We start from the raw sequence: 25,974 nt of genomic DNA on the forward strand, positions 1-25,974 counted from the left end.
CAGGCCCAACCCGCTGTTGCGGGGGCAGCCGTATCGGCGATACGTAGCAAATTACCAAGTATATATGCGTCCTTTTTTTCTCTTGGTTGCGTTGGCAGGGATGATGGTGGGGCTGGGAGCGGCGGCTCCGGTGCAGGCCCAGACCACGGTGCACGGTGCTATAAAGTGGGGCGGCTATGCCGAGGTGCCTACCCAGGGTACCAGCCACCAGAAAGTGCCGACGTTTGAGGAAGCCCGAATGGCCGTCGATGACCAAGTGGGCTGGTACAGCATGCGCCTGCGCGGGGCCACGGCTCAGGGCGAGCTGCTGAATGTGGTGTACGAGCCCTTTGCCCCGGCCGACGCCAAGCTGTTTGATGCCGCCCGCCTGCCCGCCGGCCCCGAGCCGCGCCTGAACACCGGCACCGAGATGAAGCTGCCGGTGACGTACCTGAGCCTGCGCCCGGTCCGCCGCAACTCGCAGACCGGTCAGGCCGAGCGCCTGGTGGCCTTCGACTACCGCTACCAGCCTATAGCAGCCCGCACCACAGCCAATACGGCGCACGTGTACGGGTCAAAGTCGGTACTTGCTACCGGTGACTGGTTCAAAATCGGCGTAGCCGAAAGTGGCATATATAAGCTCGACAAAGCCGCTTTGAGCAAAATGGGGTTGAACGTGGGCAGCCTCAACCCCAACAACCTGCACCTCTACGGCAACTCGATGGGGATTCTGCCCCAGCCCAATGCCACCAAGCGCCCCGACGACCTGACTGAGAATAACATTCTGTTTGTCAGCGCCAACAACGACAATGTATTCGACGATAACGAATACTTCTTGTTTTACTCACCGGGGGCTCATACCTGGGAGGCGCAGGGCAGCGTGTTCCGGCACCGCAACAACATCTACACCGACACCACTTATTACTTCGTGGGGGCCAACGGCACGGCCGGCCGCCGGGTAACTACTGCCGCCGCACTGCCCGCGACGGGCGCTACCACTGTCAGCACGTTCACCTACCGCGCCTTTCACGAGCACGACCTGGCCAACCTCCTGCACTCGGGCCGCGAATGGGTGGGCGAAGGTTTCGGGGCTGGCAGGCAGCAGGATATTACATTCTCGGGAATTGCAGATTTGGTAGCTGGTGCTCCCGTGCGGGTGTTTGCTTCGGTGCTGGCCAGCTCGGCTCCGGCCAGCAACTTTCAATTTACCCTGAATGGCGCGGCGCTGGGTAGCATTACGCTCGACCCGCGCCCCGCCTGCGATTATTGCGCCCTTGCGACAACGGGTACTTCGACCCTACAAGCCACGGTAGCCAACCCCGGCAGCGAGCTGAAGGTTGGCCTGACGTACAATAGCCCGGATGCTGCTGCCAGTGGCTACCTCGATTACCTCGACCTCAACGCCGAGCGCCAGTTGCGCCTGAGCGGTGCGCAGCTGGAGTTCCGCACGTTGGCTAACATTGGGCGCGGAGCGCGCAACCGCTACGTACTAACGGGCACCACGGCCAATACCCAGGTGTGGGACGTAACCGACCCGCGGCAGGCCCAGGCCCGGACACTCGATGCTGGTGCTTTCGTGGCTCCGGCTGATACCCTGCGCGAATTCGTAGCGCTGGAGCGCGGCGGTGCGTTTGCAACGCCCCGCGCCTTCGGCAAAGTGTCCAATCAGAACCTACATGCCGTTAACCTCGACCAACGCCTTGACCTGGTGATTGTAGCGCCGCCGGTATTTCGGGCGCAGGCCCAGCGCCTGGCCGACCACCGTGCCCAGCACGACAACCTGCGCGCTGTGGTGGTAACCACTACCGAGGTATACAACGAGTACGGCTCGGGTGGGCAGGACGTGACGGCTATCCGCGACTTTATGAAACAGGTGTACCAGCGGGCTACGCCCGGCAAGCACCTGCAGCTGTTGCTCTTCGGCGATGCTTCGTTCGACTACAAATCGGACCCCTACAACAATAAGGATTTTGAGCCGGCCTGGTGGCGCGACCGGGTGCCGTTCAAAAGCGACGCTGATTTCGACAAAGCCAACCAAAACTACGTGCCAACCTACCAATCGCGCGAGTCGCTGACGGCGTACAGCGGCGGGGGCAGGGCCAGCTATTCGTCGGAAGACTACTACGGCTTGCTCGACGATGAGGAAGGCGAATGGAGCGAAGACGCGCCCGGTACCGAGCTGCTTGATGTGGGCGTCGGCCGGCTGCCGGTGCGCCAACCCAAGGGCGAGCTCACGAATACCGACCAGGCCCGGGCCATGGTCGACAAGATAAAAAGCTACGATGCAGCCCCCTCTTATGGCAAGTGGCGCAACCGCATTACGTTGGTGTCGGACGATGGCAATGGCAGCCTGTTTGTGGGTCCCGCGCCTGGCAAGCCCGGTTACCCCGGCATAGGCTCGGAGCTGATGGCTGGTATTATTCAAACGAACCACCCGGCCTACAACGTCCACAAAGTATACCTCGACCTGTACCCGCAATTGGCAGTAGCTGCCGGCCAACGTTCGCCGGCCGCCAACCAAGCCATCGACCAGTCTATCGAACAGGGCTCGTTGATTGTGAACTACCTGGGCCACGGCGGTCCTAAGGCCTGGGCCGATGAGCAGATAGTGACCAATGCCTCGGTACTGGCGCTGCGCAACTCCAACAATCTGACTTTTCTTACCACCGGCACCTGCGATTTCAGCACGTATGATAACCCCGACTTTACGTCGGCCGGCGAGCAGGTGCTCACCGATAATACGACTGGGGGCGCGGTGGGCCTGTTCACCACCACCCGGGTGGTCGATGCGGGCTCCAATGCTGGGCTCAACCAGGCCTTTTTCAACCGCATACTGCAGCCGCTGGCCGTTGGGCAATACCCGGCTATTGGTACCGCCATCATGTTGAGCAAGAACGACTACCCGGGGCCTGGTCTGTCTGGTGTAATCAACAACCGCAACTATACCTTGCTGGCCGACCCCAGCATGACGTTGGCCTATCCGCGGCAAACGATGGTGCTCGACAGCATCCGCCGCCGCGACACCAAGGGCGCGTGGGTAACCGCCGACACGCTGCTGGCGCTATCGCGGGTGCGTCTGCACGGCAAAGTGCTCAATGGCGGTGCGCTGAGCACTGGTTTTACGGGCCGGGCTCAGGTAACGATTTACGACAAGCCCACGAATGCAATGACGCTGGGCGACGAGGCCGTGAACAAAACCGACCCTGACGACCCCGACGGCCCCCGGCCGGTTGAAGTGCAGGAAAGCATTATTTACGGTGGGCAGGCCGATGTGGTGAACGGTCAGTTCAGTATAAGCTTTGTGGTACCCAAGGATATTAACTACAGCGTGGGTGTGGGCAAAATCAGCCTCTACGCCGCTGATACTGGCCACGGCACCGATGCCAACGGCTACCAGCTGCCCAAAGTAGGCGGCGCTTTTAAGGGCGCGCCCAGCGACACCAAGCCCCCGGAAATCAGCCTGTTCATGGACAGCGAGCAGTTTGCTTTTGGCGGCCTTACCGCGCAAAACACGAAGTTGCTAGCCAAGCTGCAGGACGAAAGCGGCATCAATACGACGGGCGCGGGCATTGGGCACGACATCACGGCCATTATCGACCACGACCCCAGCAAACTCTTGGTGCTGAATGATACGTATGTGGCCAACGTGGGCGACTTCACCGTGGGCCGCGTCAACAATCCGTATAAAGAACTGGCTCCCGGTCCGCACTCCATCACGCTGAAAGCTTGGGATACTTACAACAACTCGGCCGAGCGCACCATTGAATTTGTGGTGGCCCACGACGAAAAGCTGGCCCTCGACCACGTGCTAAACTACCCCAATCCGTTTGCCCACCATACTACGTTCTTCTTCGAGCACAACCAGGCGGGTGCCGAACCCGACAACCTCGATGTACAGGTGCAGATTTTTACCGTAGCCGGCCATTTGGTGCGCACCCTGAATAGCTCGGTGGCCACCACCGACGGCTACCAGCGAAGCCTGAGCTGGGATGGCCGTGATGACTTCGACGACCCACTGGCCCGGGGCGTATACGTATACCGCCTCACGGTGCGTTCCCAACGTACCCAAACCGTGGCATCGAAGTACGAAAAGCTCGTCATTCTCAACTAATCACATTTCCGCGTTTCTTTGCGCCCCGGCCGCGCCCTGGCCCCATTGTTTCCCCTTATGCAAGTACTCGTTTCGCGTTCGCGCCTGGCCCTGGCGGCGGGCCTGCTGGCATCGGCAGCTACGGCCCAGGCCCAGAATCAAGCCAATCCCCACACCATCACCACGGCGGTGCCCATCCTCACACTGGCGCCCGATGCCCGTTCGTCGGCCCTCGGCGATGCTGGAGTGGCTACCTCGCCCGACGCCAATTCCTCATATTTCAACCCCGGCAAGCTGGGCTTTGTGCCCTACAAATACTCGGTGGGCCTGTCGTATTCGCCCTGGCTGCGCAACATAACCGACGACATGAGCATTTCCTACCTATCGGGTTACGGCAAGGTGGGTGCACGCTCTGCCTTCGGTGCTTCGCTGATGTACTTCGATTTGGGTACCATCGATTACCGCACGGCCAACAACACGCCTTACGGCTCTTTTAGCCCTAAGGAATATGCGTTTGCAGTGTCGTACGGCCTGCAGCTCACCGATAACTTGGGCGTGGGGGTATCGGCCCGCTACATCCGTTCCAACTTGGTTGGAGCTATCAACAACAACGACGCTAAGCCTGGCAACGCGGCGGCCGTCGACCTAGGCATGTATTACCACAAGGATTTGACGGTTGGCACCGGTATCTATAACCTGGCGCTGGGCGCGGCATTGAGCAACCTAGGTAACAAGATTACCTACACTGACCCCGCTAAGCCGAGCTTCCTGCCAACTACGTTGAAGCTGGGCACAGCCATCACCCGCGAGATTGACCAGTACAACAAAATCACGTTGGTTTTTGATGCCAGCAAGCTGTTGGTGCCCTCGCCTTACTACGAAGAACTGACCAGCCCGAGCGACCCAGCGCAACTCGCCCGCATCAAAGCAAAAAATGATGAGCGCAACGAACAAACCATCGTGGGCGCGCTTTTCAGCTCGTTTGGTGATGCGCCGGGCGGCTTTAAGGAAGAGCTTCGCGAAGTTGTGCTCTCCACCGGTCTCGAATACAACTACAACGACCTGCTGTATGCCCGCGGCGGCTACTTCTACGAGGCCCCTGATAAGGGCGACCGCCAGTACGTGAGCCTGGGCCTGGGCGTGCGCTACCAGGTATTCGGCATCGATGGCACCTATCTGGTGCCCACCGGCAGCGGTACCAAAAACAATCCGTTGGCCCAAACTATTCGGGTCGGCCTGCACTTCAACTTGAACAAGCTGGCCGATGCGTTCGATGAGAACGGCGCAGGCGGCACCGGCGGCGAAAATCCATCGAACTAGATTCGCTGTTTGGCTTCTTGAGCGTCATGCTGAGCTTGTCGAAGCATCGCTACTGCAGCAGTATTCATTTACTCATGTGGTAGAGATGCTTCGACGAGCTCAGCATGACGTTCTTTTATACCCTTTTTCTCTCTTATTCCTACTTTCTGAATGCTTGACCGTACCCTTGCCCCACCCGTGCAGCCGCTTGCTCGCGTAGCACTGCCCGCCGCCGAGGTACTGAACCTGCCCAGTGGCGTGCGCCTGCATGTGCTACCCAACGTTGCCCAGCCCGTAGTGCGCTTGCAAGCCGTATTTAAAGCGGGCAAGCTCGCCGAGCCCACGCCCGGCTTGGCTTCGCTCACGGCCCGCATGTTGCTGGAAGGCACTACCACCCGCACCGCCCGCCAGATTGCTGATGAAGTGGCTTTCTACGGGGCTTCGCTGGAGTGCGACTCCGGTTTCGACCGCTCCACGCTCACGCTCTACTGCCTCACGCGCCACTTGCCCACGCTGCTGCCGTTGGTGCTGGACGTGCTAACAAACCCGGCCTTTCCGACTGCTGAGCTGCAGCAGTTGAAAACCCGCACCATTCAAAACGTGCGCGTTGAACGCCAGAAGACCAGCTACCTCGCCACCGAGCGGTTCAATGAGCTGCTGTTTGGGGATGATACGGCTTATGGCCGGCCTTTTGACGAAGCCGCCTACCAAAGCCTGACGGTCGAGCAGGCCCGCGATTTCCACCGGGCCGCCTACTCGCTGGCTAATGCCGAATTGTTTTTGTGCGGCGATGTAGCCGCCGAGCGCGACCTCGTAGCCCAGGCTTTTGGCACCGATGCGCTGGCGGGCGCTGCCTTACCCGCTCCCAATGTGGTGCTGCCAGAAGCTTTGGCTGCTGCCCCCGACCGTGTGGCCGTGCCCGGCAGCTTGCAGGCATCCATCCGCATGGGCCAGTCCTGGCCGGCGCCAACCCACCCCGACACGCACCGTCTGAAGCTGCTGGTGAACGTGCTGGGTGGCTATTTTGGCTCGCGCCTGATGCGCAACATCCGCGAAGACAAAGGCCTCACTTACGGCATTTACGCCAGCGTGGCCCCGCGCGAATACGGCACATCGCTAGTTATCGGCACCGATGTGAAGGGCGAAAGTGCCGACTTTGCGGTAAGCGAAATCGAGTTGGAACTGCGCCGTTTGCAGGAGGAGCCCATTCCGGCCGAAGAGCTGGAAACGGTGAAAAGCTACCTGCTGGGCAAGTTCGCCAACGAGCTGTCTACTGTTTTTGAGCAGTGCGACAAGTACAAGAACCTCGTGTTTTTGGGCTTGCCCGCCGATTACTACACCCAGTTTGTGCAGCAAACCGAAGCTGCCGATGCCGAAACGCTCCAAGCCCTGGCGCAACAGTACCTAAGCGCCGAAAACATGCAGGTAGTAGTTGCTGGCCCAGCCAACGCGTAGCCTAAGCCCTAAAAGGAGAATGCCCTGCTCAACCTAGGTTGAGCAGGGCATTCTCCTTTTAGGGCTTAGCTATATCAGCTTACTGTTTCCTGAATGGCGGGCGGTGTGGCGTTGTACTCGGGCGTAGCGGTGCGGTGCTCGGCGCTTTTCTTACCCTTGTCGTCCTTTACGTCGCGGCGGCTGAAAGGGCGAATAATGAGGCGCAGAGCCTGGTCGGAGCTGAAGTAGCTGAAGGCCCAGTCGACGAGGGCCACCACTTTGTTGCGAAAGCCCACCAACGTCATCAGGTGCACAAAAAGCCAGGTAAGCCAACCAAAAAAACCGTTGAAGTGGATGTTCTTGGGCAGGTCCACCACGGCTTTGTTGCGGCTCACAATGGCCATGGAGCCTTTGTTGTTATACACGAAATCGAGCGGCTTTTCGAGGCGCAGCATGCGCTGCAGGTTGGCGGCGAGGTGGTCGGCGTGCTGCTGGGCCACGGGCGCCAGCATGGGCAGGCCCTTGGGCATGTCTTCCGTCACCATGTTGGCCACGTCGCCGATGGCAAAGATGTTGTGCTGGCCCTGCACCAGGTTCCAGCCATTCACGGTGATGCGCTTGTTGCGGGTGATGGCTTCGGCGGGCAGGCCGGGCACTTCGGCCCCGTTCACCCCAGCCGCCCACACCAAGTTTTCGGTGGCGATAAACTCCGTGCCGGAGTAGTAGGCCCGGCAGTCTTCAAAGTTCTTGATGGAGGTGTTCAGCAGCACCTTCACGCCCAACTCGTCGAGGTAGCGCCGGGCGTCGGCCTGCGAGGCGGGCGACATGGGCCCAAGCAGCGCCGGGCCGGCTTCAACCAAAAAAATCTGCATGTGCTGCAAATCCAGCTCGGGGTAGTCTTTGGGCAGCACATGCTTGCGCATCTCGGCCAGCGAACCGCTGATTTCAACCCCCGTAGGGCCGCCGCCTACGACCACGATGTTCAGCAGTGCCTGCCGCTCGTCGGGGTCGCTGGTGAGCAGGGCCTTCTCGAAATTCTGGAAGATGAAGCTGCGCAGGTTCAAGGCATTCGGGATGCTCTTGATTTGCATGGCGTTGCGCTCGATGCTCTCCAGTCCGAAGAAGTTGGTGAGCGAGCCCGTAGCCAGTACCAAGTAATCGTAGCGAATATCACCGACGCTGGTAGCGAGCGTATTCGTCGCCGGGTCGACGCGCTGCACGTCGGCCATGCGGTAGAAAAAGTTGGTTTGCCCCGCGAAAATCTTGCGAATAGGGTACGCAATGCTGTCCGCTTCGAGGGCCCCGGTGGCTACCTGGTACAGCAGCGGCTGGAAGTTGTGGTAGTTGTTGCGGTCGACGACCACAACCTGCACCGGCGCTTTGCGCAGTGCCTGGGCCAGGCGCAGGCCACCAAAACCACACCCCACAATAACAACGCGGGGCTTATCCGAAACAGGGAGGTTGGTATCCATAAGGCTAAGCAATAGTCAAACCCAAGGTAAACAGGGAAACCCCGGGTACGGTTACCAAAATTCGCTAGCATCCCTATTCGCTAGCGTGCCGCTTAGTAGTCGTCGCTGGCCTTCTTCTTGAATTCGCCCTTTTTCACCTGCTGAATGAGTTGGAGCCAGCTGAAAGGGTTGAGCAGCGGGTTGTTGGAATACTGGTTAGGAGCCATGCCCATTTTGCGGTCGTAGTCGAGGCTCTGGTTGCTCATCGTCTGGCGGAAGTTGGCCGTGGCACCCACAGGCTGGCTGCGGAAAATCCGGTTCATCAGCTCCTCATTCAGGTTGTCGGCGGCGGCGCTGCCGCGCTCAGTGGGCAGGCGCAGGGCCAGAAAAGCCTTTTTGAAGTCTCGCTCGGTGGTGTAGGGAAATACGCGCACCTCGGGTAGAATGGTGGCATCTTCAATCAACTCGATAACGACCGAATAGCTTTGGCGCCGGAAATCGGGCGGAATAATAATGGTTTGATTGGCGTAGCCCAGCGAGCGAATAACAATGCTGTCGCCGGCCAGCACGGCCAACGAAAAATAGCCGTAGATGTTGGACGTGGTGCCGCGCCCGGCCTTGGGCACATAGATGCTGGCCCCGGGCACTCCGAGCAGGCTGTCGGTAGCAGCTACGATGCCGGTGAACTGAATAACCTGGCGCTTGCCCTGGGCGTGCGCGCCGGGCGCAGCCAGCAACAGCCCCAGCAGCAGCACGGTAATAAAAACGGGAAGGCCGCGAAGGCGCAAGAAATCAGGCATATTCAGATAGCTGAAGAACAAATATACGCGTGCCGGAGCGGGGGCGTTAATACCTTTGGGTGAGAATGTACGAAGGGCGGAACTCCCTTCCCAGACAGCAGATGCGCTTGAAACATTTCACGGTTGCTTTCGGGCAACAACTTTTTAAATCTTTAGGCGACGAAAGCCGCGTTCGCATCCTGCATTTGCTGTGGCGCAACCGCGAAATGGTGGTGGCCGACCTCGAGCAGGTGCTTGATTTTACGCAGACCAAAACCAGTAGGCAATTATCGTACTTGAAGAATGCAGGTTTGGTGAACGTGCGCCGGCTCGATAACTGGATGTACTACTCGCTGAAGGAAGAAACAGTCGAACTGCTGCAGCAGTTGCTGGCTTTAATGGAAAAAGACTCCCAGCTGCTGCACGACCAACAGATATACCAGACCCTGTGGTCGAACCGCGAGCTGGCGGCTTACAAGCTGCAGAACCGCCACTGGCACGGCCGGTAGCGGAGTAGCTGGAGGGCAAAGGGAGCAAACTGTACGTCATGCCGAGCGCAGCCGAGGCATCTCGTTTGTGATAGTAACTCAGCCGTAAGGAAATAATTAGTGGTAGCACGCGAGATGCCTCGGCTGCGCTCGGCATGACGGTTGTTTTACTTCAAGCCTGGCAACGCCTGCGCGCCGCCTGCGTTCAAGCGGGCATATGAAGCAAATCCACCGCCTGTTTGTGTGCACCGCCCAGAAGTCGGGCGTGGGGAAGGACGTAGTGAAGGCGCTAAAAAAAGAGTTGAAGCACCAGGGCCTGCACAAGCAGGAAGTAAACGGCGAAACCGTGCGCATTCAGGTGCAGACCTGCGACTGCCTGGACTTGTGTAAGAACTGCAAAAAAGGCCCGGGTGCTGCCCTCATTGCCTACCCTGAAGCGGTGACCTACGGCAATGTGCTGCCGACCGACGCGGCTGCGTTGGTAGCCGAACACTTTGGCCGTGGCCAAGTGCTAAAGCGGTTACGCGTTGAAAAATAGCGAAGGCAGCCCACTGCCTGGGCTCGTTATGCCCACTGGATTCCAACCGTAGTAGGGCTTAATCCGTTGATAGAGCAATTCATTTGTTTTTACCCCACCGCTCCTATGCGCTTTTCTCTTGCGGCTCTGCTTCTGTCAGGGTTGGCTTACACTGCTGCTGCCCAGCCCGCCGCGCCCGCCGATTCTGTTTATACTACGCCAGCTTCAGCCCCGGGCCTTGCTCCGCTGGCCGCCCAGATGCAGCCGCGCGCTGTTAAGTCGTTCGGCCAGCTGGGCAAGAACAAAACCCTGACCCTGCTGCCCATTCCGGTGATATTTTACCAGGCTGAAACCGGCTTTGGTTACGGCCTGGGCGCGCTCCTGAGCGGCCGCTTCACGCAGGATACGCTCACCCGGCCCTCCAATGCGCGGGTGCAGTACTGGACCACCCAAAAGGGCCAGTCGCTGGTTCAGCTGGTGCACTCGATATACACGCCGGGCGAGAAGTTCTACCTGAACGGCGAAATCAGTGCCTACGACATTCTGCTATTCTACTACGGCAAGGGGCCGAATACAGCGAGTGACAACGAGTCGAAAACTGACTACAAGCTGTTCATCATCAACCAACGTCTGCAAAAGCAGGTTGCACCCAAGCTGTTTTTTGGCGCTCAGTACCGTCTCACGAACATTACCGGTATTACTGCTCCGGAAGCAACGAAGGACGGAAAAACAAACGTGTTCTACACCGACTCGCGCATGACCGAGCGCGAGCGCCAGGATACCCGCATCTCGGGTCTGGGGCCGGTTATTACCTACGATACCCGCGATGTGCCCTTGGCCGCATTCAAAGGCGACTTGCTGGACCTTGGCGCTACGTTCAATGGCACCGGTTTGGGTTCTGACTACCGTTTTGTGCGCTACCAGGTTGATGCCCGCCACTTCCAGCCGCTTGGTTCGACGCGAACCATTCTGGCGGCACAGTTTCTGGGACAGTTCCATACCGGCGATGTGCCGTTCCGCGAATTGGCCGGGTTGGGCGCCAACCTGGGCGGCACGCTCTACAACAACGCCAACCTGCTGCGCGGCATCTACGAGCAGCGCTTCCGCGACCGCCAGATGGTTATGTTTCAGGCTGAGCTCCGCCAGAAGCTGTTCTGGCGCATCGATGCAGCCATTTTCGGCGGCGTGGGTAATGTAAACCAGTATATCGACAAGTTTGCCCTGAAGGACACCAAATATGCCGGTGGCGCGGGCATCCGCTTCAACTTCCTGCAGCGCGACCGCGTGAACCTGCGCCTGGATTATGCTGGCGGCACCGGGAGCAAGCCGGGCATCCTGTTTGCCATCGGCGAAGCTTTCTAAGGACTAAGTCTCGGTTCAAAAAGCCTTTTCCGATTATCGGGAGAGGCTTTTTTCTGCCTAATGGTCGGTAATAAAAGCGCAGCAATAGCAATAGAATACACCCTTGATTATGTAGTTTATACCTGAAGCTGCCGGAGCCAGGACGGTGAGCCGCACAGCTTGGTGAATAAGCTGAACCTTATCCTTTCTCCCGGCTTGGCGTACATCCAACCAATGGACCACGCTACCCCCGCGCGCTTTCTGGCGGCTCACGAAACCACGGCGTCGGCCCCATCGCTGCTCCTGTCTGGTGTTACCGATGCCCTTGCTAAAGAACTGCGCCGCCAACTGCCGCCGCCGCGTACCGCCTTGCGCGCCTGCGTCATCATTCCGGCGAAAGACGAAGCCACCAATCTGGCGGCAACACTAGCTGCCCTCGACGCCCAAACCACATCTACTGGGCACTCGCTACCCGCCGGCAGCTACGAAGTTATTGTGCTGGCCAACAACTGCCTCGACGATACCGCCGCCCTAGTGCGTCGCCAGGCGCAGCGTTTTCCGAGGCTGGTGCTGCACGTAGCCGAGCTATGCCTGCCCAATGAGCACGCTCACGTAGGCCGCGCCCGTCGCCTGCTGATGGATGAAGCCTGCGCCCGACTCGAATGCGTTGGACAACCCGCCGGCATTATTGCCAGCACCGACGCCGACACCCGCGTGGCCCCAACGTGGTTGGCCGCTATTCAGGCCGAAACAGCTGCTGGGGCTGATGCTGTGGGAGGCCGCATTCTGACTGAGGCTGCTGAGCTGGACCAGGAGGGCCTGCCCGCGCTGCAACGCCTGCAGTCGCGTGATGCCGCTTACCGACTGCTCTGTGCCCGGCTTGAGGATTTGCTCGACCCGACGGCGGCCGACCCGTGGCCCAGGCATCATCAGCATTTTGGCGCTAGTCTGGCTATTAGCGCTCGGGCCTATCGCCGGGTGGGCGGCCTGCCGGCAGTTCGTTTCCTGGAAGATGAAGCCCTGTGGCAACAGCTGCGACGGCATGATTTGGCCCTGCGCCACAGCCCACACGTGCAGGTGCTCACCTCCGCTAGGCGCGATGGCCGCGTGGAAGTGGGGTTGTCGTGGCAGCTGCGCGAATGGCTGCTCTTGAGCCAGCAGCAGCGCGAGCCCCACGTCGACAACCCGGTGCAACTGGCCCGGCAGTGGCAACTGCGCCGCCAGCTGCGGGCCTGTTGGGCCAACACGCCCGGCGCCGATACCGATGCGCTACTTACCCGCTTGGCTTTGCCGGCCGCCACGCTGCTGGCTCAACTAAGCCAATGCGCCACGTTTGGCCAGCTCTGGGAATGGGCATTAGCGCACAGTTCCAGTCTAACGATGGCTCAGGTGCCGCTGTCGGAGGCCCTTTTGGTGCTGCCACGCCTTATTCGTAGCAATTACACTGCCTTGTAGCGAGCGGCTAAGGCAACCTAAATTCTTTCCAGCAAATCGAGGCGGTAGGTTTCGTGCCGCTGGCCAGTTAGGTGCCGTAACGAGCCACTGGGGCTGGTTTTATCGAGGAAGAATTGGTGCACATCATCTCCCGTCAGGGGGTAGTCGTGTACCGGGGGTGTCCAGTGCACCAGCAGCAGCTGGCCGCCGGGGTTTAAGGCTGCCAAGAGTTGGTCGGCGGCACGGGCCAGGTCGGCCGATGACCAGTAGTAGCCGACTTCAGAAAGCAGAATCAAGTCGAACTGTTGAGGTGGAAATTCCTCCGGCACCCGCATCAGCTTGGTTTCGACTTGCGGCAGTGCCGCGCACCGGGCCCGGGCCTGAGCCAGGGCAGCTTCGCTAACATCGACGGCCAGCAGGTGGCCGCAACGCGGGGCAAGCTGGGCCGTGAGTACGCCCAGCGAGCAGCCAAGCTCAAATACCTCGGCATAGTACGGGCGGGGCAGGGCGGCCAGAGTGGCGGCGTATTTACCTTGCTCGTACGGGCTGGTTTCGAAATTCCACGGGTCGCGGTTGGCCTGGTACACGTGGTTGAAGTATTCGGGCGTCAGGGTATTGGGTTGGTTCTCGTTCATCACTAGATTTCTGGCTCATTGGCTTCAAAATACACTTCATAGGGCACGGCAAAATGTGCTAACACCTCCATCGAAAGCAGAAATCCCGCCTCGTCATCGACGAAAACGCCGGGCGCCACCTGCGAGCGGTGCACGGCAATAGCCCGCTGCTTCTGTGCTAATACCGATGTTATGTCGAGGCGGAATCCGCTCACGGCATCGGCGTCGGTGGGCAAGTCTTCGGGCGTAGCGCGCTCCCAGGCCCACACCACGTACTCGAGGCAGCGTGGCGGCTGGGGCAGTCCTGCCAGCGCCGCCTGCACCAGCGCCGCGGTGGCACGGTGGTCGGGGTGAGGGTCGCGCCGCCAGGGCACCAGCACGGTAGCAACCTGCTGTTGCAGCAGGTATGCGCGCAACCGTGCAACAGCGGTTGCAAAGCCAGGTTCGGCCGCAGTGCCGGGCACCTGGCTGTCGGGTAGCTCAAGTAGTAAAGGCTCAGTTGTATCGGCTCCCAGAACGGTGAGGGCGTGGCGGAATTCGCCCTCGCGCACGGCCCGACGTGCGGCGGCCGAAAACGTTTTCGAGTTGGGGTGCGACATGCTGCCATCGCTCACCAGCACGGCGGCAGTGGGCTGGCCCGCTTGGTGTAGCAGTGCTAGCAGCCCACCGCAGCCCAGGGCCTCATCGTCCGGGTGCGGGGCAATAGCTACAGTCGAGCCAAGGCTGGCGGCAAAGTCGGAAGGCCGCAGCGGATATTCAGCAAAAGGAAGCAAAGCGGGAACAGAAAAAATCTGACAACAAGGATTCAACTGCTAAAATTCTTTGCCATCCAGCACAAACCGGCCGACATCGGCCAGGGCGGCATCGGGCGCGGGCTGGCGCAGGTAGTGCGTCAGGTCGCGGTGCAGGCGCTCGAAAGGCTGGGGGCGCAACAGGCCCCGTGCGCCCACGCAGCGCTCGGCCAGGCGCAGCATGTCGAGGCAAATGGTTTCGATGGCGGTGCGCATCATGTTGGCATACGCCACCGTGGTTTCGGCCCCTTCGGCGGTGGCAGCGCCGGGGCGGGCGGCATGTTCCGCCGCGCCGCGTACCCATTGGCGGCCGCTTTCGAGCAGAATAGCCATTTCGCCCAGGCGCTGGCGCTGGTAAGGGTCGTCGGTTCGGCCTAGGCCGCGCAGGAAATTCCGGGTTTCCTCAAACACTGCCTCGGCCCCGCCCAGCTGCACCGCTGCAAATCGAATGGCTCCGCCGCTGAATGCCGGCTGTTGGTAATACGAATTGGGCGACCCGATAAGGTCATCGGCCTCCAGTTCGATGCCCGTCAAATCGGCCCGGAAGCTGGCCGTAGCCCGCATCCCCAGCGGCTGCCAAAACGAGCGGTCGAGCACTGGGGGCTGCACTTCGGCCGGCAGCACAAACAGCTGCCAGCCCTGCCCATCGGGCAGCGCCCCGGTGATGAGCGGCCGGCTTACGTGCCCGGCCCCCGAGGCAAACGTTTTGGCGCCGCGCAGGCGGTAGCGCCCATTCGGCAGCGCTTCCAGGTGCACGCCCTCGGCCGGGTCTTCCGTGTTCCAGACGCCAAACAGGTGGCCCGCGCGGGCATCGGCAGCGTAGCGCGCCACCTGCGAGGCACTGCCCAGCTGCTGAATAAGCAGCAAGGCGTTCAGGTGGCCTTCGTACACGCGACCTACGGCGAGGTTGCCACGGCCCACGTGCTGCAGCACCCGCAGGAGCGGTAGCGTGGCCGCCGAATCATTAAGCCCGGCCCCGCCAAAGGCCACTGGCAATGCGGCTGTAAGCAGCCTGGCCGCCGCCAAATCGGCAAATGACTGCGTGGGGAAGCCCCCTTCCACATCGGTTTCGGCCGCCTGGGCAAATAGGTGAGGAGCTAAGTGGGCCGCAGCTGCTTCGGCAGCGGCGGGCGAGGATAAGAGCGGGTTGGTAATGGACAAAATGGTCGTTGAAGCAGCGATGATATCTAAAAAAATAGTCTTGCAGCTGCGGCAGCGTAGTAGTTCAACGCTGAAAGCTGGTTGACCGCGGAGTTCCAGGATAGATATCAACTATACTTAAGAAAACGGCCCAGTGTTCGGCCAGGCTGTTGCGGTACAGCCATAAGCGCTGAAATATTCGCTGGTAACAATTCGGTAACGCTGCGGCAGTCCCGCGCCGCCTGGGCCCGGCCCTACCTTTGCCCCGGCAATTGTGCCTTCCCAAACCGCCCGTTTTATGTCGTCCCGTCCCATTCGCGCAGCGTTGCTTTCCGTGTACCACAAAGACCGCCTGGCCCCCCTGGTACAGGTGCTACGCCAGCACGGCGTCACGCTGTACTCCACCGGCGGCACCCAGAAATTCCTGGAAGACGAAGGAGCCGAGGTAACTGCGGTAGAGGACCTCACCGGCTTTCCCGAGGTATTTGGCGGTCGTGTAAAAACCTTGCACCCCAAGGTGTTTGGTGGTATCCTGCACCGCCGCCACGACGTGGGCGACCTCGCTGAGGCCGAGCACCACGCCATCCCGCCCATTGATTTGGTGGTGGTCGACCTCTATCCCTTCGAAGAAACCGTCGCCAGCGGTGCCGAAGAGCAGGACGTGATTGAGAAAATCGATATCGGTGGAATCTCACTGCTGCGGGCCGCTGCCAAAAACTACCGCGACGTGCTGGTGGTGAGCAGCCGCGACCAGTACGCCGCCGTAACCGAGCTGCTGACCGCCAAAAACGGCGCTACCGACCTCGAAGACCGTCGCCACTACGCCGCCGCCGCCTTTGCTACCACCTCGCACTACGACACCGAGATTTTCGGCTACCTGAGCCAGGGCACTGAAGTCGCCGGCTCGGCTCTGCGCCTGAGCCAGCAGCCCGGCACGCCGTTGCGCTACGGCGAAAACCCGCACCAGGCCGGCACGTTCTACGGCGACCTTTCGGCCCTGTTCGACCAACTGCACGGCAAGCAGCTCAGCTACAACAACCTAGTTGATGTGGACGCCGCGGTAGCCCTGATGGCCGAATTCACCGATGGCGCGCCCGCCTGCGCCATCCTCAAGCACACCAACGCCTGCGGCGTGGCCCAAGCTGCTACGCTGCGCGAAGCCTACCTCAATGCCCTGAGCTGCGACCCTACGTCAGCCTTTGGCGGCGTTATCATCGTGAACAAGGAAGTGGACGCGGCCACCGCCGCTGAACTCAACCAGTTGTTCTTCGAAGTACTGATTGCGCCCGGTTTTGCCGCCGACGCGCTGGCAGTGCTCCAAAGCAAGAAAAACCGGATTCTACTGATTCAAAAGCCAGTTGCTTTCCCACAAAAGCAGGTGAAAACCCTGCTCAACGGCATCATCGAGCAGGATGCCGACCGTCAGACGGAATCGGCCGACGATTTCCGGGTTGTCAGCCAGTCGGCCCCTACGGCCGACGAAACGGAAGCCCTCGTGTTCGCTGGCAAAATCTGCAAGCACACCAAAAGCAACACCATCGTGCTGGCTCGCGCCGGCCAGTTGCTGGCTTCCGGCGTCGGCCAAACCTCGCGCGTGGATGCGCTGCGCCAAGCCATTGAGAAGGCTCACACTTTCGGCTTCGACCTGCACGGCGCCGTGATGGCCTCCGACGCCTTTTTCCCCTTCCCCGACTGCGTGGAAATTGCCGGCGCGGCCGGCATCCGCGCCGTGGTGCAGCCCGGTGGTTCTATTAAAGATGCTGACAGCATCAAAGCCGCCGACGAGTTAGGCATGGCCATGGTGCTCACGGGTACGCGCCATTTCAAGCATTAACTGTTTCAGTGGAAGTAGTGTAACGAAGAAATTCGTACTGCTTCCACCGGTCCCGCTAATAAAATAACCAAGCCCCGGCCCCGCATAGGAGTCGGGGCTTTGCTTTAAAGCAAGCTTTTATTTTAAGAAGGAACTGCATCACAATTCAGGGCTGGTGGCAATAGAGGAAAGATTGCCGCGTTGCGCTCCGCTCCACTCGCAATGACGGATGGAATCCCATAATCACGTTCACCATCCCGGCGCAAACCTTCCGTACCTTTGCACATTATTCAGGCTGGCTTTAAAACCAGACTCCGCCTTATTGCCGCTAACTCAATGGGTTTCTTTAATTTCCTGACCAGCGATATCGCCATCGACCTGGGAACGGCCAATACGCTCATCATTCACAACGATAAAATCGTGGTGGATGAGCCGAGCATCATCGCCAAAGACCGCACCACCAATAAGGTCATCGCCGTGGGCCGCCAGGCCCAGCAGATGCACGAAAAAACGCACGATAACATCCGCACCATCCGCCCGCTGAAGGACGGGGTAATTGCCGACTTCCACGCTGCCGAGGAAATGATTAAGGGCATGATTAAGATGATTGACACGCGCAATCGCCTGTTTCAGCCCTCGCACCGCATGGTTATCTGCATTCCCTCGGGCATTACCGAAGTGGAGAAACGCGCTGTGCGTGACTCCGCCGAGCACGCCGGAGCCAAGGAAGTCTGGATGATTCAGGAGCCCATGGCCGCCGCTATCGGTATCGGTATCGACGTGGAGCAGCCCGTGGGCTCGATGATTATCGACATCGGAGGTGGTACCACGGAAATCGCCGTTATCGCGCTGTCGGGTATTGTGTGCGACCAGTCGATTAAAACGGCGGGCGACGTGTTCAATCAGGATATTCTCGACTACATGCGCCGGCAGCACAACCTGCTCATCGGCGAGCGCTCGGCTGAGCGCATCAAAATTGAAGTGGGTGCGGCCCTTACTGAACTCGATGTGCCACCGCCCGACCACGAAGTCCGCGGCCGTGACCTAATGACGGGCATTCCGAAGGTTATCAAGGTAACTTTCTCTGAAATTGCCATTGCCCTCGATAAGTCGGTAGCTAAAATTGAGGAGGCCGTGTTGAAGGCCCTTGAAATTTCGCCGCCCGAGCTGTCGGCTGATATTTACGAAAACGGCATTCACCTCACCGGCGGCGGTGCCCTGCTGCGCGGGCTGGATAAGCGCCTGGCTGCTAAAACCAAGCTGCCCATTCACATTGCCGAAGACCCGCTGCGTGCCGTGGTGCGCGGTACTGGTAAGGCCATTAAGGATATTCAGGCCTTCAAAGGCGTGCTGCTGACTTAAATTAAATGAGGAATGAAGAATGAGGAATGAGGAATTGCCAGCCGGTAACTCTTCATTCCTCATTCTTCATTCCCAATTCAAGACACCCCGTGCGGAACCTGTTTCTTTTCCTTTTTCGCTTTCGCGGGGCGTTGGTATTTGTATTGCTGGAAATCTTTTGCCTGTACTTGTTCGTCACCAACAGCTCGTATCATCGGGCCGCGTTTTTCAACTCCGCTAACACGTATGCGGGCACCGTGTTGGCCCGTCGCGCGCAGGTAGCCGACTACTTCCTCCTAGCCGAACAGAACCAGCAGCTGGCCGCCGAGAATGCCAGCCTGCGCCAGCAGCTGTACCCCGCCGATTCGGCGCGGCGCGAGGCCGACTCGGTGGCGCTACCGCCCGCCCGGCGCGATTCGCTGCGGCGCGTGCGCTACCAGCGCCCGGCCCGCCGGCCCGACACGTTGCTACTCGGCCAGCGGGGCATTGCAGCCCGCGACCCGAGTTATCCACTTATTCCGGCCCGGGTTATCAACAATATGCTGCGTAATGTGGATAACTACCTTACTCTGAACGTAGGCAGCGCCGATGGCGTGGTGTCGGGTCGGGGTGTGGTGGCGGCCAATGGTGTGGTGGGCCGGGTGAAAGTGGTAAGCGAGCACTACGCCACCGTGACCAGCCTGCTGCATTCGGAAACCCGCATTGCCTCCAAAATCGAGCGCGACGGCACCATCGGCACCATCCGCTGGCTGGGCGACGACCCCACTCACGCACTGCTCGACAACGTGCTGCGCGAAACCAAACTCGTTAAGGGTGATACTGTGGTGACTTCCAGCTACAACTCGGTATTTCCGGAAGGCATTTTTATTGGTACCATCGACTCGTTTGTGAAGGAGCCCGACAAAAACTTCTGGACCATTCGGGTGAAGCTGGGCATTAATTTTTCAAATCTGACCTACGCGTACGTCGTTACCAACCGCCAGAAGGCAGAGCGTGACACTTTGGAAGCCCGTACACTGCGGCCAATTCCGGCCGCTACTCCCAAGGCCACCCCAGCGGCGGCCCCGAAAGGAGGGAAGCGCCCATGAGTGGCCTGCGTGACATTATTGTGCAGCTGTTTCGCTTCGTACTCTATGCGGGCGTGCACGTGCTGCTGATTAGCCGGCTGGTGCTTTTCGACCTCGGCTGGTGCTTTCTGTACCTGGGCTTTCTGCTGTTCCTGCCGCTGCGCACGCCCATTGTGGTGCAACTGCTGCTGAGCTTCGGGATGGGCCTGGCAATGGATATATTTTACGACACGGGCGGGCTGCACGCGGCGGCGGCGGTGCTGCTGGGCTTCGTGCGGCCGTGGGTGTTGCGCATTCTCACCCCGCGCGACGGCTACGACAGCGGCGACACCGTGAACGTGCACCAGATGGGCTGGCAATGGTTTATGGTGTACATGCTGCTGCTGGTTGTGCTGCACCATGCCGCGTTTTTCGTGCTGGAGCTGGGCAGCTTTCGCCATTTCGGCACCACGCTGGGCAAAATCCTGGTGAGTGCACTCTTTACTAGTGTCGCGCTGTTGATTATCCAACTGCTGTTTTATCCGGTGCGGCGCGGGCGGCAGTAGGATGCAGCCTTTGCTGCGTCGGGCGTTCGCGCCGCTACCTGTTTTGCTAATTATTCAACGACTGACGCAGCAAAGGCTGCGTCCTACTTATGCAATACCTAGAAGGCCGCAAATACGTCGTGCAGGGCATTTTTCTGGTGGTGGCCCTCATCTTTTTGACGCGCCTGTTCTTTATGCAGGTCTTGGATGGCACCTACAAGCTGGCGGCCGATAAGAACACGCTGCAGCGCATCGTGCAGATTCCGTATCGTGGGCTGATATACGACCGCAAAAACCAGCTGCTGGTGCAGAACACGCCGGTGTACGACCTCATGGTGGTGCCGCGCGAGGTGAAGCAACTCGATTCGGTTCGCTTCTGCGAGCTACTTCAGATTCCACTCGAAGGACTACGGGCCAGTTTGAAAGCCGCGAAGAAGTATTCGCGCATCAAGCCCTCGCCGGTGGTGCAGAACCTGACCACGCCCGACCTGGCGGCTATTTCCGACCGACTGGCGGACTTTCCGGGGTTCCGCATTCAGGCGCGCATGGCGCGCGCTTACCGCACAACCAACCTGGCCCACGCGTTGGGGTATGTGGGCGCCATCACGCCAGCCTTCCTCGAAAAGCCGCGTTATGCCAAGTACCAAGCGGGTGAAAACGTGGGTATCTCGGGGCTGGAAGCCTATTACGAAGACACGCTGATGGGCCGGCGCGGCGTGCAGTACAAGATGGTGAACGTGCGCGGCATTGAGAAGGGCAAGTTCCGGGGCGGTGAGTTCGATACGCTTTCCGTAGCCGGGCAGGATTTGCACCTGAGCATCGACGCCGAATTGCAGGCTTACGGTGAGAAGCTGCTGGCTGGCCGGCGCGGCTCCATTGTAGCCATCGACCCCAAATCGGGCGAAATCCTGGCTTTTGTGTCGGTGCCGAACTATACCCCGCAATTGCTCACGGGCAAGGGAGCAGGCAACCGCTACATGGCGCTGCTCAACAACCCCGACCGCCCGCTTTTCGACCGCCCGCTGATGGCGACGTACCCGCCCGGCTCGGTATTTAAGCTGGTGAACGAGCTGGTGGCTTTGCAGTTGGGAGTAGTTACCCCTAGCACTGCTTTTGAGTGCAACCAAAAGCTGGTGCGCTGTACCCACCGCCACGAGGCGCCGCGCAACGTGAGCATTGCCATTAAGCAGAGCTGCAACCCATACTTCTACCAGGTGCTGCGGGCGGCGGTGGTGCGGGGCCAAGCCCCCAACAAGTACGAAGATGCTCACATTGGCCTGGCGCAGTGGCAGAAAATGGTGAAATCCTTCGGCCTGGGTGAAAAGCTGGGCGTGGACATGAGCCAAGAAAAGCGCGGCCTGATTCCGTCGCCAGAGTTCTACGACAAGAAGTTTTTCAACAAAAAGGAAAACCGCCAGCACCGCTGGAGCTTCCGCAACGTGTACTCGCTGGCCATTGGGCAGGGCGAAATTGGCATCACGGGCCTGCAAATGGCCAACGTGCTGGCCACCATTGCCAACCGGGGTTGGTACATCACGCCGCATTTTGTGCGCGGCATTGGCCAGGGCGGGCCGCTGCCGCAGTTCCGCGAGAAGCATTTCACGGCCATCGATACCACGCTGTTTAAGTACATCATCCCGGGTATGCAGCAGGTGGTAGATGGCAACGGGGGCACCGGCGAACTGGCTTCGCTGGCTCAGTACGGCATTTCGGTGGCCGGCAAAACCGGCACCGTGCAAAACCCCCACGGCTTCGACCACGCCACATTCGCGGCTTTCGCCCCAGCCAACGACCCCAAAATTGCCATTGCCGTGTTCATCGAGAACTCCGGCTTTGGCGGTACCAGCGCCGCCCCGGCCGCCGGCCTAATGATAGAGAAATACCTGCGCGGCAAAGTGGCCCCCTACCGCCACCGCATGGAGGACTGGATTATGTACGGCGACTTCACGAAGAAGCTGCACGGAATGTAAGCGTTAGCCAAGTTGTCCTTTGTACGTCATGCCGAGCGCAGCCGAGGCATCTCGCTTGGGTTAGTAATCAACTGCTGTTAAGCAGGCGCGCCAGCATCAGCTAATTCAATCGCGAAGGTGTCATTGATTAGTGGCGGCACGCGAGATGCCTCGGCTACGCTCGGCATGACGTTGTTTTCCTTAAAAGTGCCAACAATTCGCCGCTTGGCCGGGTTGTAGCACCTCCCCAACCAATCGCATAAACACATGGAATCCCTTCAAGGAAAAGTCGCGCTCGTAACGGGCGCGGGCAAAGGCATTGGCCGCGCGGTGGCTTTGGCACTGGCTGCCGAAGGCGTGCATGTCGGCCTGTTGGCCCGCACCGATAGCGACCTGCAAACCCTCGCCACCGAAATTAAAGCCGCCGGCGGCACGGTAGCTACCGTAGTGGCCGACGTGGCCGACCGCGCCGCCGTGAACACCGCCGTGGCCAAAATTCACGATGAGCTGGGCCCGATTGATATCCTCATTAACAACGCCGGCATCGGCAGCTTCGCCAAATTTCTGGAGATGGAACCCGAGCAGTGGGAGCATATCATTCAGGTGAACCTGATGGGCACCTACTACGTAACCCGCGCCGTGCTGCCGGTGATGATTGCGCGCCAGACCGGCGACATCATCAATATTTCCTCTACCTCGGGCCTGCGGGCCGCTGCCGGCAGCAGCGCCTACAGCGCCTCCAAATTTGCCATTATGGGCCTTACCGAGGCGCTGATGCAGGAAGTGCGTAAGCACAACATCCGCGTGTCGGCCCTCACGCCGAGCACGGTGGCCACGCCGCTGGCCCTCGAAAATAAGCTCACCGATGGCAACCCCGACAAGGTGATGCAGCCTGAGGACCTGGCCGAATTCATGGTGTCGCAGTTGAAGCTGAACCGTCGCATTTTCATTAAAGAGGCAGGTATGTGGTCGACTAATCCGTAATGGAGTGATTATAATAGGTAGCCAAAGCGCCCCTGTGACGTGAGTTACGGGGGCGCTTTCCTTTTGCGTTTTTTCAATGGAGTATAAGCGCGGGTATATTCATCAATCAAATGAACCGTCAACTGATTTGCCATGAAAATATGCCGCTTTGCATTGCTGCTAGTATTGCCTCTGCTGGGCATGAGGAAATGCGAGAGAGAAGTAGCGCCGACGTTTACGCTGCCGCCAGCTACTCAAACCGGTGCCAATACTTTCGGATTTGTACTCGATGGCCGCGTATGGCGCAACTATGGCTGGCTACCCTACACCGCCGCTGAAAGCGATAACCTGAGTAGTTCTTATGTTCCACATGGCAGGTTCACCTTAAATGCGGGACTAATTGACCGCAACCGGTACGAGAGGTTCTATCTGTTTTTAGACAGTTTAGTAAACACCGGAACGTATCGGGCCAACGCTAACGTGGCATCGGGTGCCACACGCCGGGCAGAAAGGATACTGATTTTTAGCGGGGAATCAGATAAGCTGTACTACGGCTATTCGCCGAATGGCACAAAGACAAATGTCACCATTACTAAACTTGACACAGTTAAGCACATTATTGCGGGCACCTTCGAGGGCGCAGTAGCGCAAAGAGTTGACTCGACCAAACAGGTCCGTATTACCGACGGGCGGTTTGATATCAAGTATCAATAAAACTACCCTACAACTCCTCGAATGGCACGTTCTGAATCGGGTAGGACTTCCAATCCTGAAAATCAAAATGCCACCATTCGGCCGGCAGCACCGTGAAGCCGTGGGCTTCCATGTGGGCGCGCAGCAGGTCGCGGGCCTCGCGTTGGGCGGTGGTGCCACCCCCGAAGACTGCGTAGGAGCGGGGGCTCATCTCATCGTAAGACCCGGTCATCTCGATTTCGCGGCCGGTGACGAGGTCGCACAAACTCAGGTCGACGGCGCAGCCGCGGTTGTGGCGGGAGCCCTTGCGCGGGTCGGCCACGAATTCCTTTTTGTCGGCCGGCGTGTGGTCCCACATCTGCTTGGTGATGCGCCAGGGGCGGTAGCCGTCGAACACCAGCAGGCCGTAGCCTAGCGGTTTTAGTTCGGCCTGGACCTGCGCCAGGGCTTCGGCGGCGGGGCGCTGCAAAAACGCCCGCGCCTGCGGATAGAGCACCCGGCCCATGAAGTTTTGGGTGGTTGCGTAGCGGATATCCAGCCGAATGCTGGGGTCGAGCTTGGTCAGTTCTACCAGTTCGCCAGGGCGGAAGGGACCGGCTTCGTGCGGTGGCCGGGCCGCGCAGCTGCTGACGATGCTGAGTAGCGCAACTAGCCACAACTGCCGCAATAGAAGTTTTATCATGGGATAGGTGAAGACAAAGGAGACGTTAATAAACAGAAAAAGCAGCTCATCAAGCTGCTTTTTCTGTTTTCGGAATCGAAAGCAAATGCTACAAAATCCCGCTCAGAAAGCCGGGCACAATGCCCAGCAGAAGCGTGAGGAGCGCCAACACTACCAATGTCGCATTCTGGATGCCATCAACTGGCACAGCCGTAGCATTGTCATCGGCTGGGCGCAGGTACATGGCGATGAGGGGGCGCAGGTAGTAGTAGAGGCCCACCATGGTCATGATAACCGCGAACACTACGAGGCCAATGTTGCCCTGGTTCACGGCCGCAATCAGCAGGAAGAGCTTGCCCATGAAGCCACCAGTGAGCGGAATGCCGGCCAGCGAGAGCATGGCCACCGTCATCACAAAAGCCAGCAGCGGGTTGGTTTTACCCAGGCCGTTGAGGCCGGCGTAAGAATCATCCTGGCGGTGGTCGGTCACCAGTTTCAGGACCCCGAATGCAGCTACTGTGGCGATGGAGTAGGCCAGCGAGTAGAAGAAGATGGCGCTGGCGGCCTCGCCCTGCAACACGCCCTTGCTGGCTACCAAGCCAATGAGCAGGTAGCCGGCGTGGCTCACGCTGGAGTAGGCCAGCATGCGCTTGGTGTTGGTTTGGGCAGCCGCACCCACGTTGCCAAGCAGCAGCGTGAGGGCGCACATGGCCTGAATGGTGGGCATCCAAAAGCCTTGGGCGGCGGGCAGGGCCACGGCCAGCAGCTTGAGGAAGGCTGCAAAGCCAGCGGTTTTAACCACCGTGCTCATGAAGGCGGTGAAGAAGGTAGGAGTGCCTTCGTACACGTCGGGCGTCCAGAAGTGGAACGGCGCGGCCGATACCTTAAAGCCAATGCCGATAATCATCATCAGAATTCCGATGTAGAGCATGGGCTGCAGGCTAGCGTTGGCGGGCGCAGCTACGGCGGTGGCCAATTGCGAGAGGGCGAACGTGCCGGTAGCACCGTAGAGTAGCGCGATGCCGAAAAGCAGGATGCCGGTGGCAAACGCGCCCATCAGGAAATACTTGAGGGCCGCTTCGTTGGAGCGGGAGTCGCGCTTGTTGCTGCCGGCCAGCACATACATGCAGATGCTCAGGATTTCGATGCCCAAGAAAAGCATTATCAGGTGGTCGTAGGCAATCATCATGATGGCCCCGACCAGCGAGAAGAGCAGTAGCGCGTAGTATTCGGCCAGGTTGGGCTCGCCCGAGGTTACGTAGCTGCGCGAGAAGGGCAGCAGCAGAATGGTGGTGAGTAGCACGATACCGGTGAAAGCGACCGTGTAGTTATCCACCACCAGCATGTGGTTGAAGTAGGGCGCGTGCACGACGTTCCAGTCGGCGTAGTTGGCCCCGAACACGGCCAGCAGCAGCAGCATGGCGCCGGGCAGCAGCACCTTGTTCGAGCGCAGAAAGCCCAGGAACAGGTTGAGGATGCCGAAGACGGAGAGGAGAATGATGGAGGTCATATCGGGTAACCCCACCCCCCGGCCCCCTCCCCAGTAGGGAGGGGGTGCCAGGCGATATGCTGGGGCTCTTGGTTAAGTAAATCAAAAGCCCCTCCC

21 protein-coding genes are annotated in these 25,974 nt (G+C 59.5%); 14 read left to right on the plus strand and 7 right to left on the minus strand.

What is annotated here, in order from left to right:
• The first annotated feature begins 64 nt into the window (after window positions 1–64).
• The 3 genes from porU to ABD837_RS07990 all read left to right on the plus strand — a co-directional run bounded on the left by porU (window position 65) and on the right by ABD837_RS07990 (window position 6,823).
• Window positions 65–4,090, plus strand: a complete 4,026-nt coding sequence (porU, locus tag ABD837_RS07980) for a type IX secretion system sortase PorU (protein WP_345052597.1) — start codon at window positions 65–67, stop codon at window positions 4,088–4,090.
• Window positions 4,091–4,147: 57 nt separating this feature from the next.
• Window positions 4,148–5,389 (plus strand): type IX secretion system outer membrane channel protein PorV, encoded by a 1,242-nt coding sequence (gene porV, locus ABD837_RS07985; RefSeq protein WP_345052599.1) that lies wholly within the window; start codon window positions 4,148–4,150, stop codon window positions 5,387–5,389.
• A gap of 150 nt (window positions 5,390–5,539) precedes the next feature.
• The gene (locus ABD837_RS07990; RefSeq protein WP_345052602.1) at window positions 5,540–6,823 is read left to right on the plus strand and encodes a M16 family metallopeptidase; all 1,284 of its coding nucleotides are present in this window, start codon (window positions 5,540–5,542) and stop codon (window positions 6,821–6,823) included.
• 74 nt (window positions 6,824–6,897) lie between these two features.
• Here ABD837_RS07990 and ABD837_RS07995 read toward each other — a convergent pair whose 3' ends face one another.
• Window positions 6,898–8,274, minus strand: coding sequence for an NAD(P)/FAD-dependent oxidoreductase (locus ABD837_RS07995; protein ID WP_345052605.1), 1,377 nt, complete (start codon window positions 8,272–8,274; stop codon window positions 6,898–6,900).
• Window positions 8,275–8,366: 92 nt separating this feature from the next.
• Complete coding sequence (locus tag ABD837_RS08000; RefSeq protein WP_345052607.1) at window positions 8,367–9,053, minus strand: carboxypeptidase-like regulatory domain-containing protein; 687 nt, start codon at window positions 9,051–9,053, stop codon at window positions 8,367–8,369.
• A gap of 101 nt (window positions 9,054–9,154) precedes the next feature.
• On the opposite strand from ABD837_RS08000, the gene ABD837_RS08005 reads away from it, so the two are divergent.
• The 4 genes from ABD837_RS08005 to ABD837_RS08020 all read left to right on the plus strand — a co-directional run bounded on the left by ABD837_RS08005 (window position 9,155) and on the right by ABD837_RS08020 (window position 12,833).
• A complete protein-coding gene (locus ABD837_RS08005) occupies window positions 9,155–9,541 on the plus strand; it encodes a metalloregulator ArsR/SmtB family transcription factor (protein WP_345052610.1) in 387 nt (128 codons plus the stop codon).
• 196 nt (window positions 9,542–9,737) lie between these two features.
• Window positions 9,738–10,058 carry a (2Fe-2S) ferredoxin domain-containing protein gene (locus ABD837_RS08010; protein WP_345052613.1) on the plus strand — a complete coding sequence of 107 codons (321 nt, stop codon included), beginning with the start codon at window positions 9,738–9,740 and terminating at the stop codon, window positions 10,056–10,058.
• A gap of 105 nt (window positions 10,059–10,163) precedes the next feature.
• On the plus strand, window positions 10,164–11,399 hold the full coding sequence (locus tag ABD837_RS08015) for a BamA/TamA family outer membrane protein (RefSeq protein ID WP_345052615.1): 1,236 nt from the start codon (window positions 10,164–10,166) through the stop codon (window positions 11,397–11,399).
• Between the two features lie 213 nt (window positions 11,400–11,612).
• Window positions 11,613–12,833 carry a glycosyltransferase family 2 protein gene (locus ABD837_RS08020; RefSeq protein WP_345052617.1) on the plus strand — a complete coding sequence of 407 codons (1,221 nt, stop codon included), beginning with the start codon at window positions 11,613–11,615 and terminating at the stop codon, window positions 12,831–12,833.
• Window positions 12,834–12,850: 17 nt separating this feature from the next.
• Here the strand turns inward: ABD837_RS08020 and ABD837_RS08025 are convergent, their stop codons facing one another.
• The 3 genes from ABD837_RS08025 to ABD837_RS08035 are packed head-to-tail and all read right to left on the minus strand — an operon-like array spanning window position 12,851 to window position 15,378.
• Window positions 12,851–13,447: a class I SAM-dependent DNA methyltransferase gene (locus ABD837_RS08025; RefSeq protein ID WP_345052619.1), complete on the minus strand. Its 597-nt coding sequence runs from the start codon at window positions 13,445–13,447 to the stop codon at window positions 12,851–12,853.
• 2 nt (window positions 13,448–13,449) lie between these two features.
• Window positions 13,450–14,199, minus strand: a complete 750-nt coding sequence (locus ABD837_RS08030) for a PIG-L deacetylase family protein (protein ID WP_345052621.1) — start codon at window positions 14,197–14,199, stop codon at window positions 13,450–13,452.
• Between the two features lie 39 nt (window positions 14,200–14,238).
• Entirely contained in the window at window positions 14,239–15,378 is a 1,140-nt protein-coding gene (locus ABD837_RS08035; protein ID WP_345052623.1) for an acyl-CoA dehydrogenase family protein, read from the minus strand.
• A 277-nt stretch (window positions 15,379–15,655) separates the two neighbouring features.
• Here ABD837_RS08035 and purH point away from each other — a divergent pair, with 277 nt between their 5' ends.
• The 7 genes from purH (at window position 15,656) to ABD837_RS08070 (ending at window position 23,728) form a co-directional block, all read left to right on the plus strand.
• Window positions 15,656–17,191, plus strand: coding sequence for a bifunctional phosphoribosylaminoimidazolecarboxamide formyltransferase/IMP cyclohydrolase (purH, locus tag ABD837_RS08040; RefSeq protein ID WP_345052625.1), 1,536 nt, complete (start codon window positions 15,656–15,658; stop codon window positions 17,189–17,191).
• Window positions 17,192–17,506: 315 nt separating this feature from the next.
• Window positions 17,507–18,532: a rod shape-determining protein gene (locus tag ABD837_RS08045; protein ID WP_208177625.1), complete on the plus strand. Its 1,026-nt coding sequence runs from the start codon at window positions 17,507–17,509 to the stop codon at window positions 18,530–18,532.
• Between the two features lie 89 nt (window positions 18,533–18,621).
• Window positions 18,622–19,599, plus strand: coding sequence for a rod shape-determining protein MreC (mreC, locus tag ABD837_RS08050; RefSeq protein ID WP_345052630.1), 978 nt, complete (start codon window positions 18,622–18,624; stop codon window positions 19,597–19,599).
• The gene (locus ABD837_RS08055; RefSeq protein WP_345052632.1) at window positions 19,596–20,123 is read left to right on the plus strand and encodes a hypothetical protein; all 528 of its coding nucleotides are present in this window, start codon (window positions 19,596–19,598) and stop codon (window positions 20,121–20,123) included. The genes mreC and ABD837_RS08055 overlap by 4 nt, the downstream gene beginning before the upstream one ends.
• Before the next feature lie 89 nt (window positions 20,124–20,212).
• Window positions 20,213–22,072, plus strand: coding sequence for a penicillin-binding protein 2 (gene mrdA / locus ABD837_RS08060; protein ID WP_345052634.1), 1,860 nt, complete (start codon window positions 20,213–20,215; stop codon window positions 22,070–22,072).
• A gap of 246 nt (window positions 22,073–22,318) precedes the next feature.
• Entirely contained in the window at window positions 22,319–23,035 is a 717-nt protein-coding gene (locus ABD837_RS08065) for a 3-ketoacyl-ACP reductase (RefSeq protein WP_345052636.1), read from the plus strand.
• 132 nt (window positions 23,036–23,167) lie between these two features.
• Window positions 23,168–23,728, plus strand: coding sequence for a Riean_0653 family protein (locus ABD837_RS08070; protein WP_345052638.1), 561 nt, complete (start codon window positions 23,168–23,170; stop codon window positions 23,726–23,728).
• Window positions 23,729–23,735: 7 nt separating this feature from the next.
• Here ABD837_RS08070 and ABD837_RS08075 read toward each other — a convergent pair whose 3' ends face one another.
• Both ABD837_RS08075 and ABD837_RS08080 read right to left on the minus strand, forming a co-directional pair.
• Window positions 23,736–24,389, minus strand: a complete 654-nt coding sequence (locus tag ABD837_RS08075; RefSeq protein WP_345052641.1) for a M15 family metallopeptidase — start codon at window positions 24,387–24,389, stop codon at window positions 23,736–23,738.
• 88 nt (window positions 24,390–24,477) lie between these two features.
• The gene (locus tag ABD837_RS08080; protein WP_345052644.1) at window positions 24,478–25,878 is read right to left on the minus strand and encodes an NADH-quinone oxidoreductase subunit N; all 1,401 of its coding nucleotides are present in this window, start codon (window positions 25,876–25,878) and stop codon (window positions 24,478–24,480) included.
• Window positions 25,879–25,974 lie beyond the last annotated feature (96 nt).

The sequence above is a fragment of the Hymenobacter glaciei genome (genome assembly GCF_039539585.1).
In the GTDB taxonomy this organism is placed as follows: Bacteria; Bacteroidota; Bacteroidia; order Cytophagales; family Hymenobacteraceae; genus Hymenobacter; species Hymenobacter glaciei.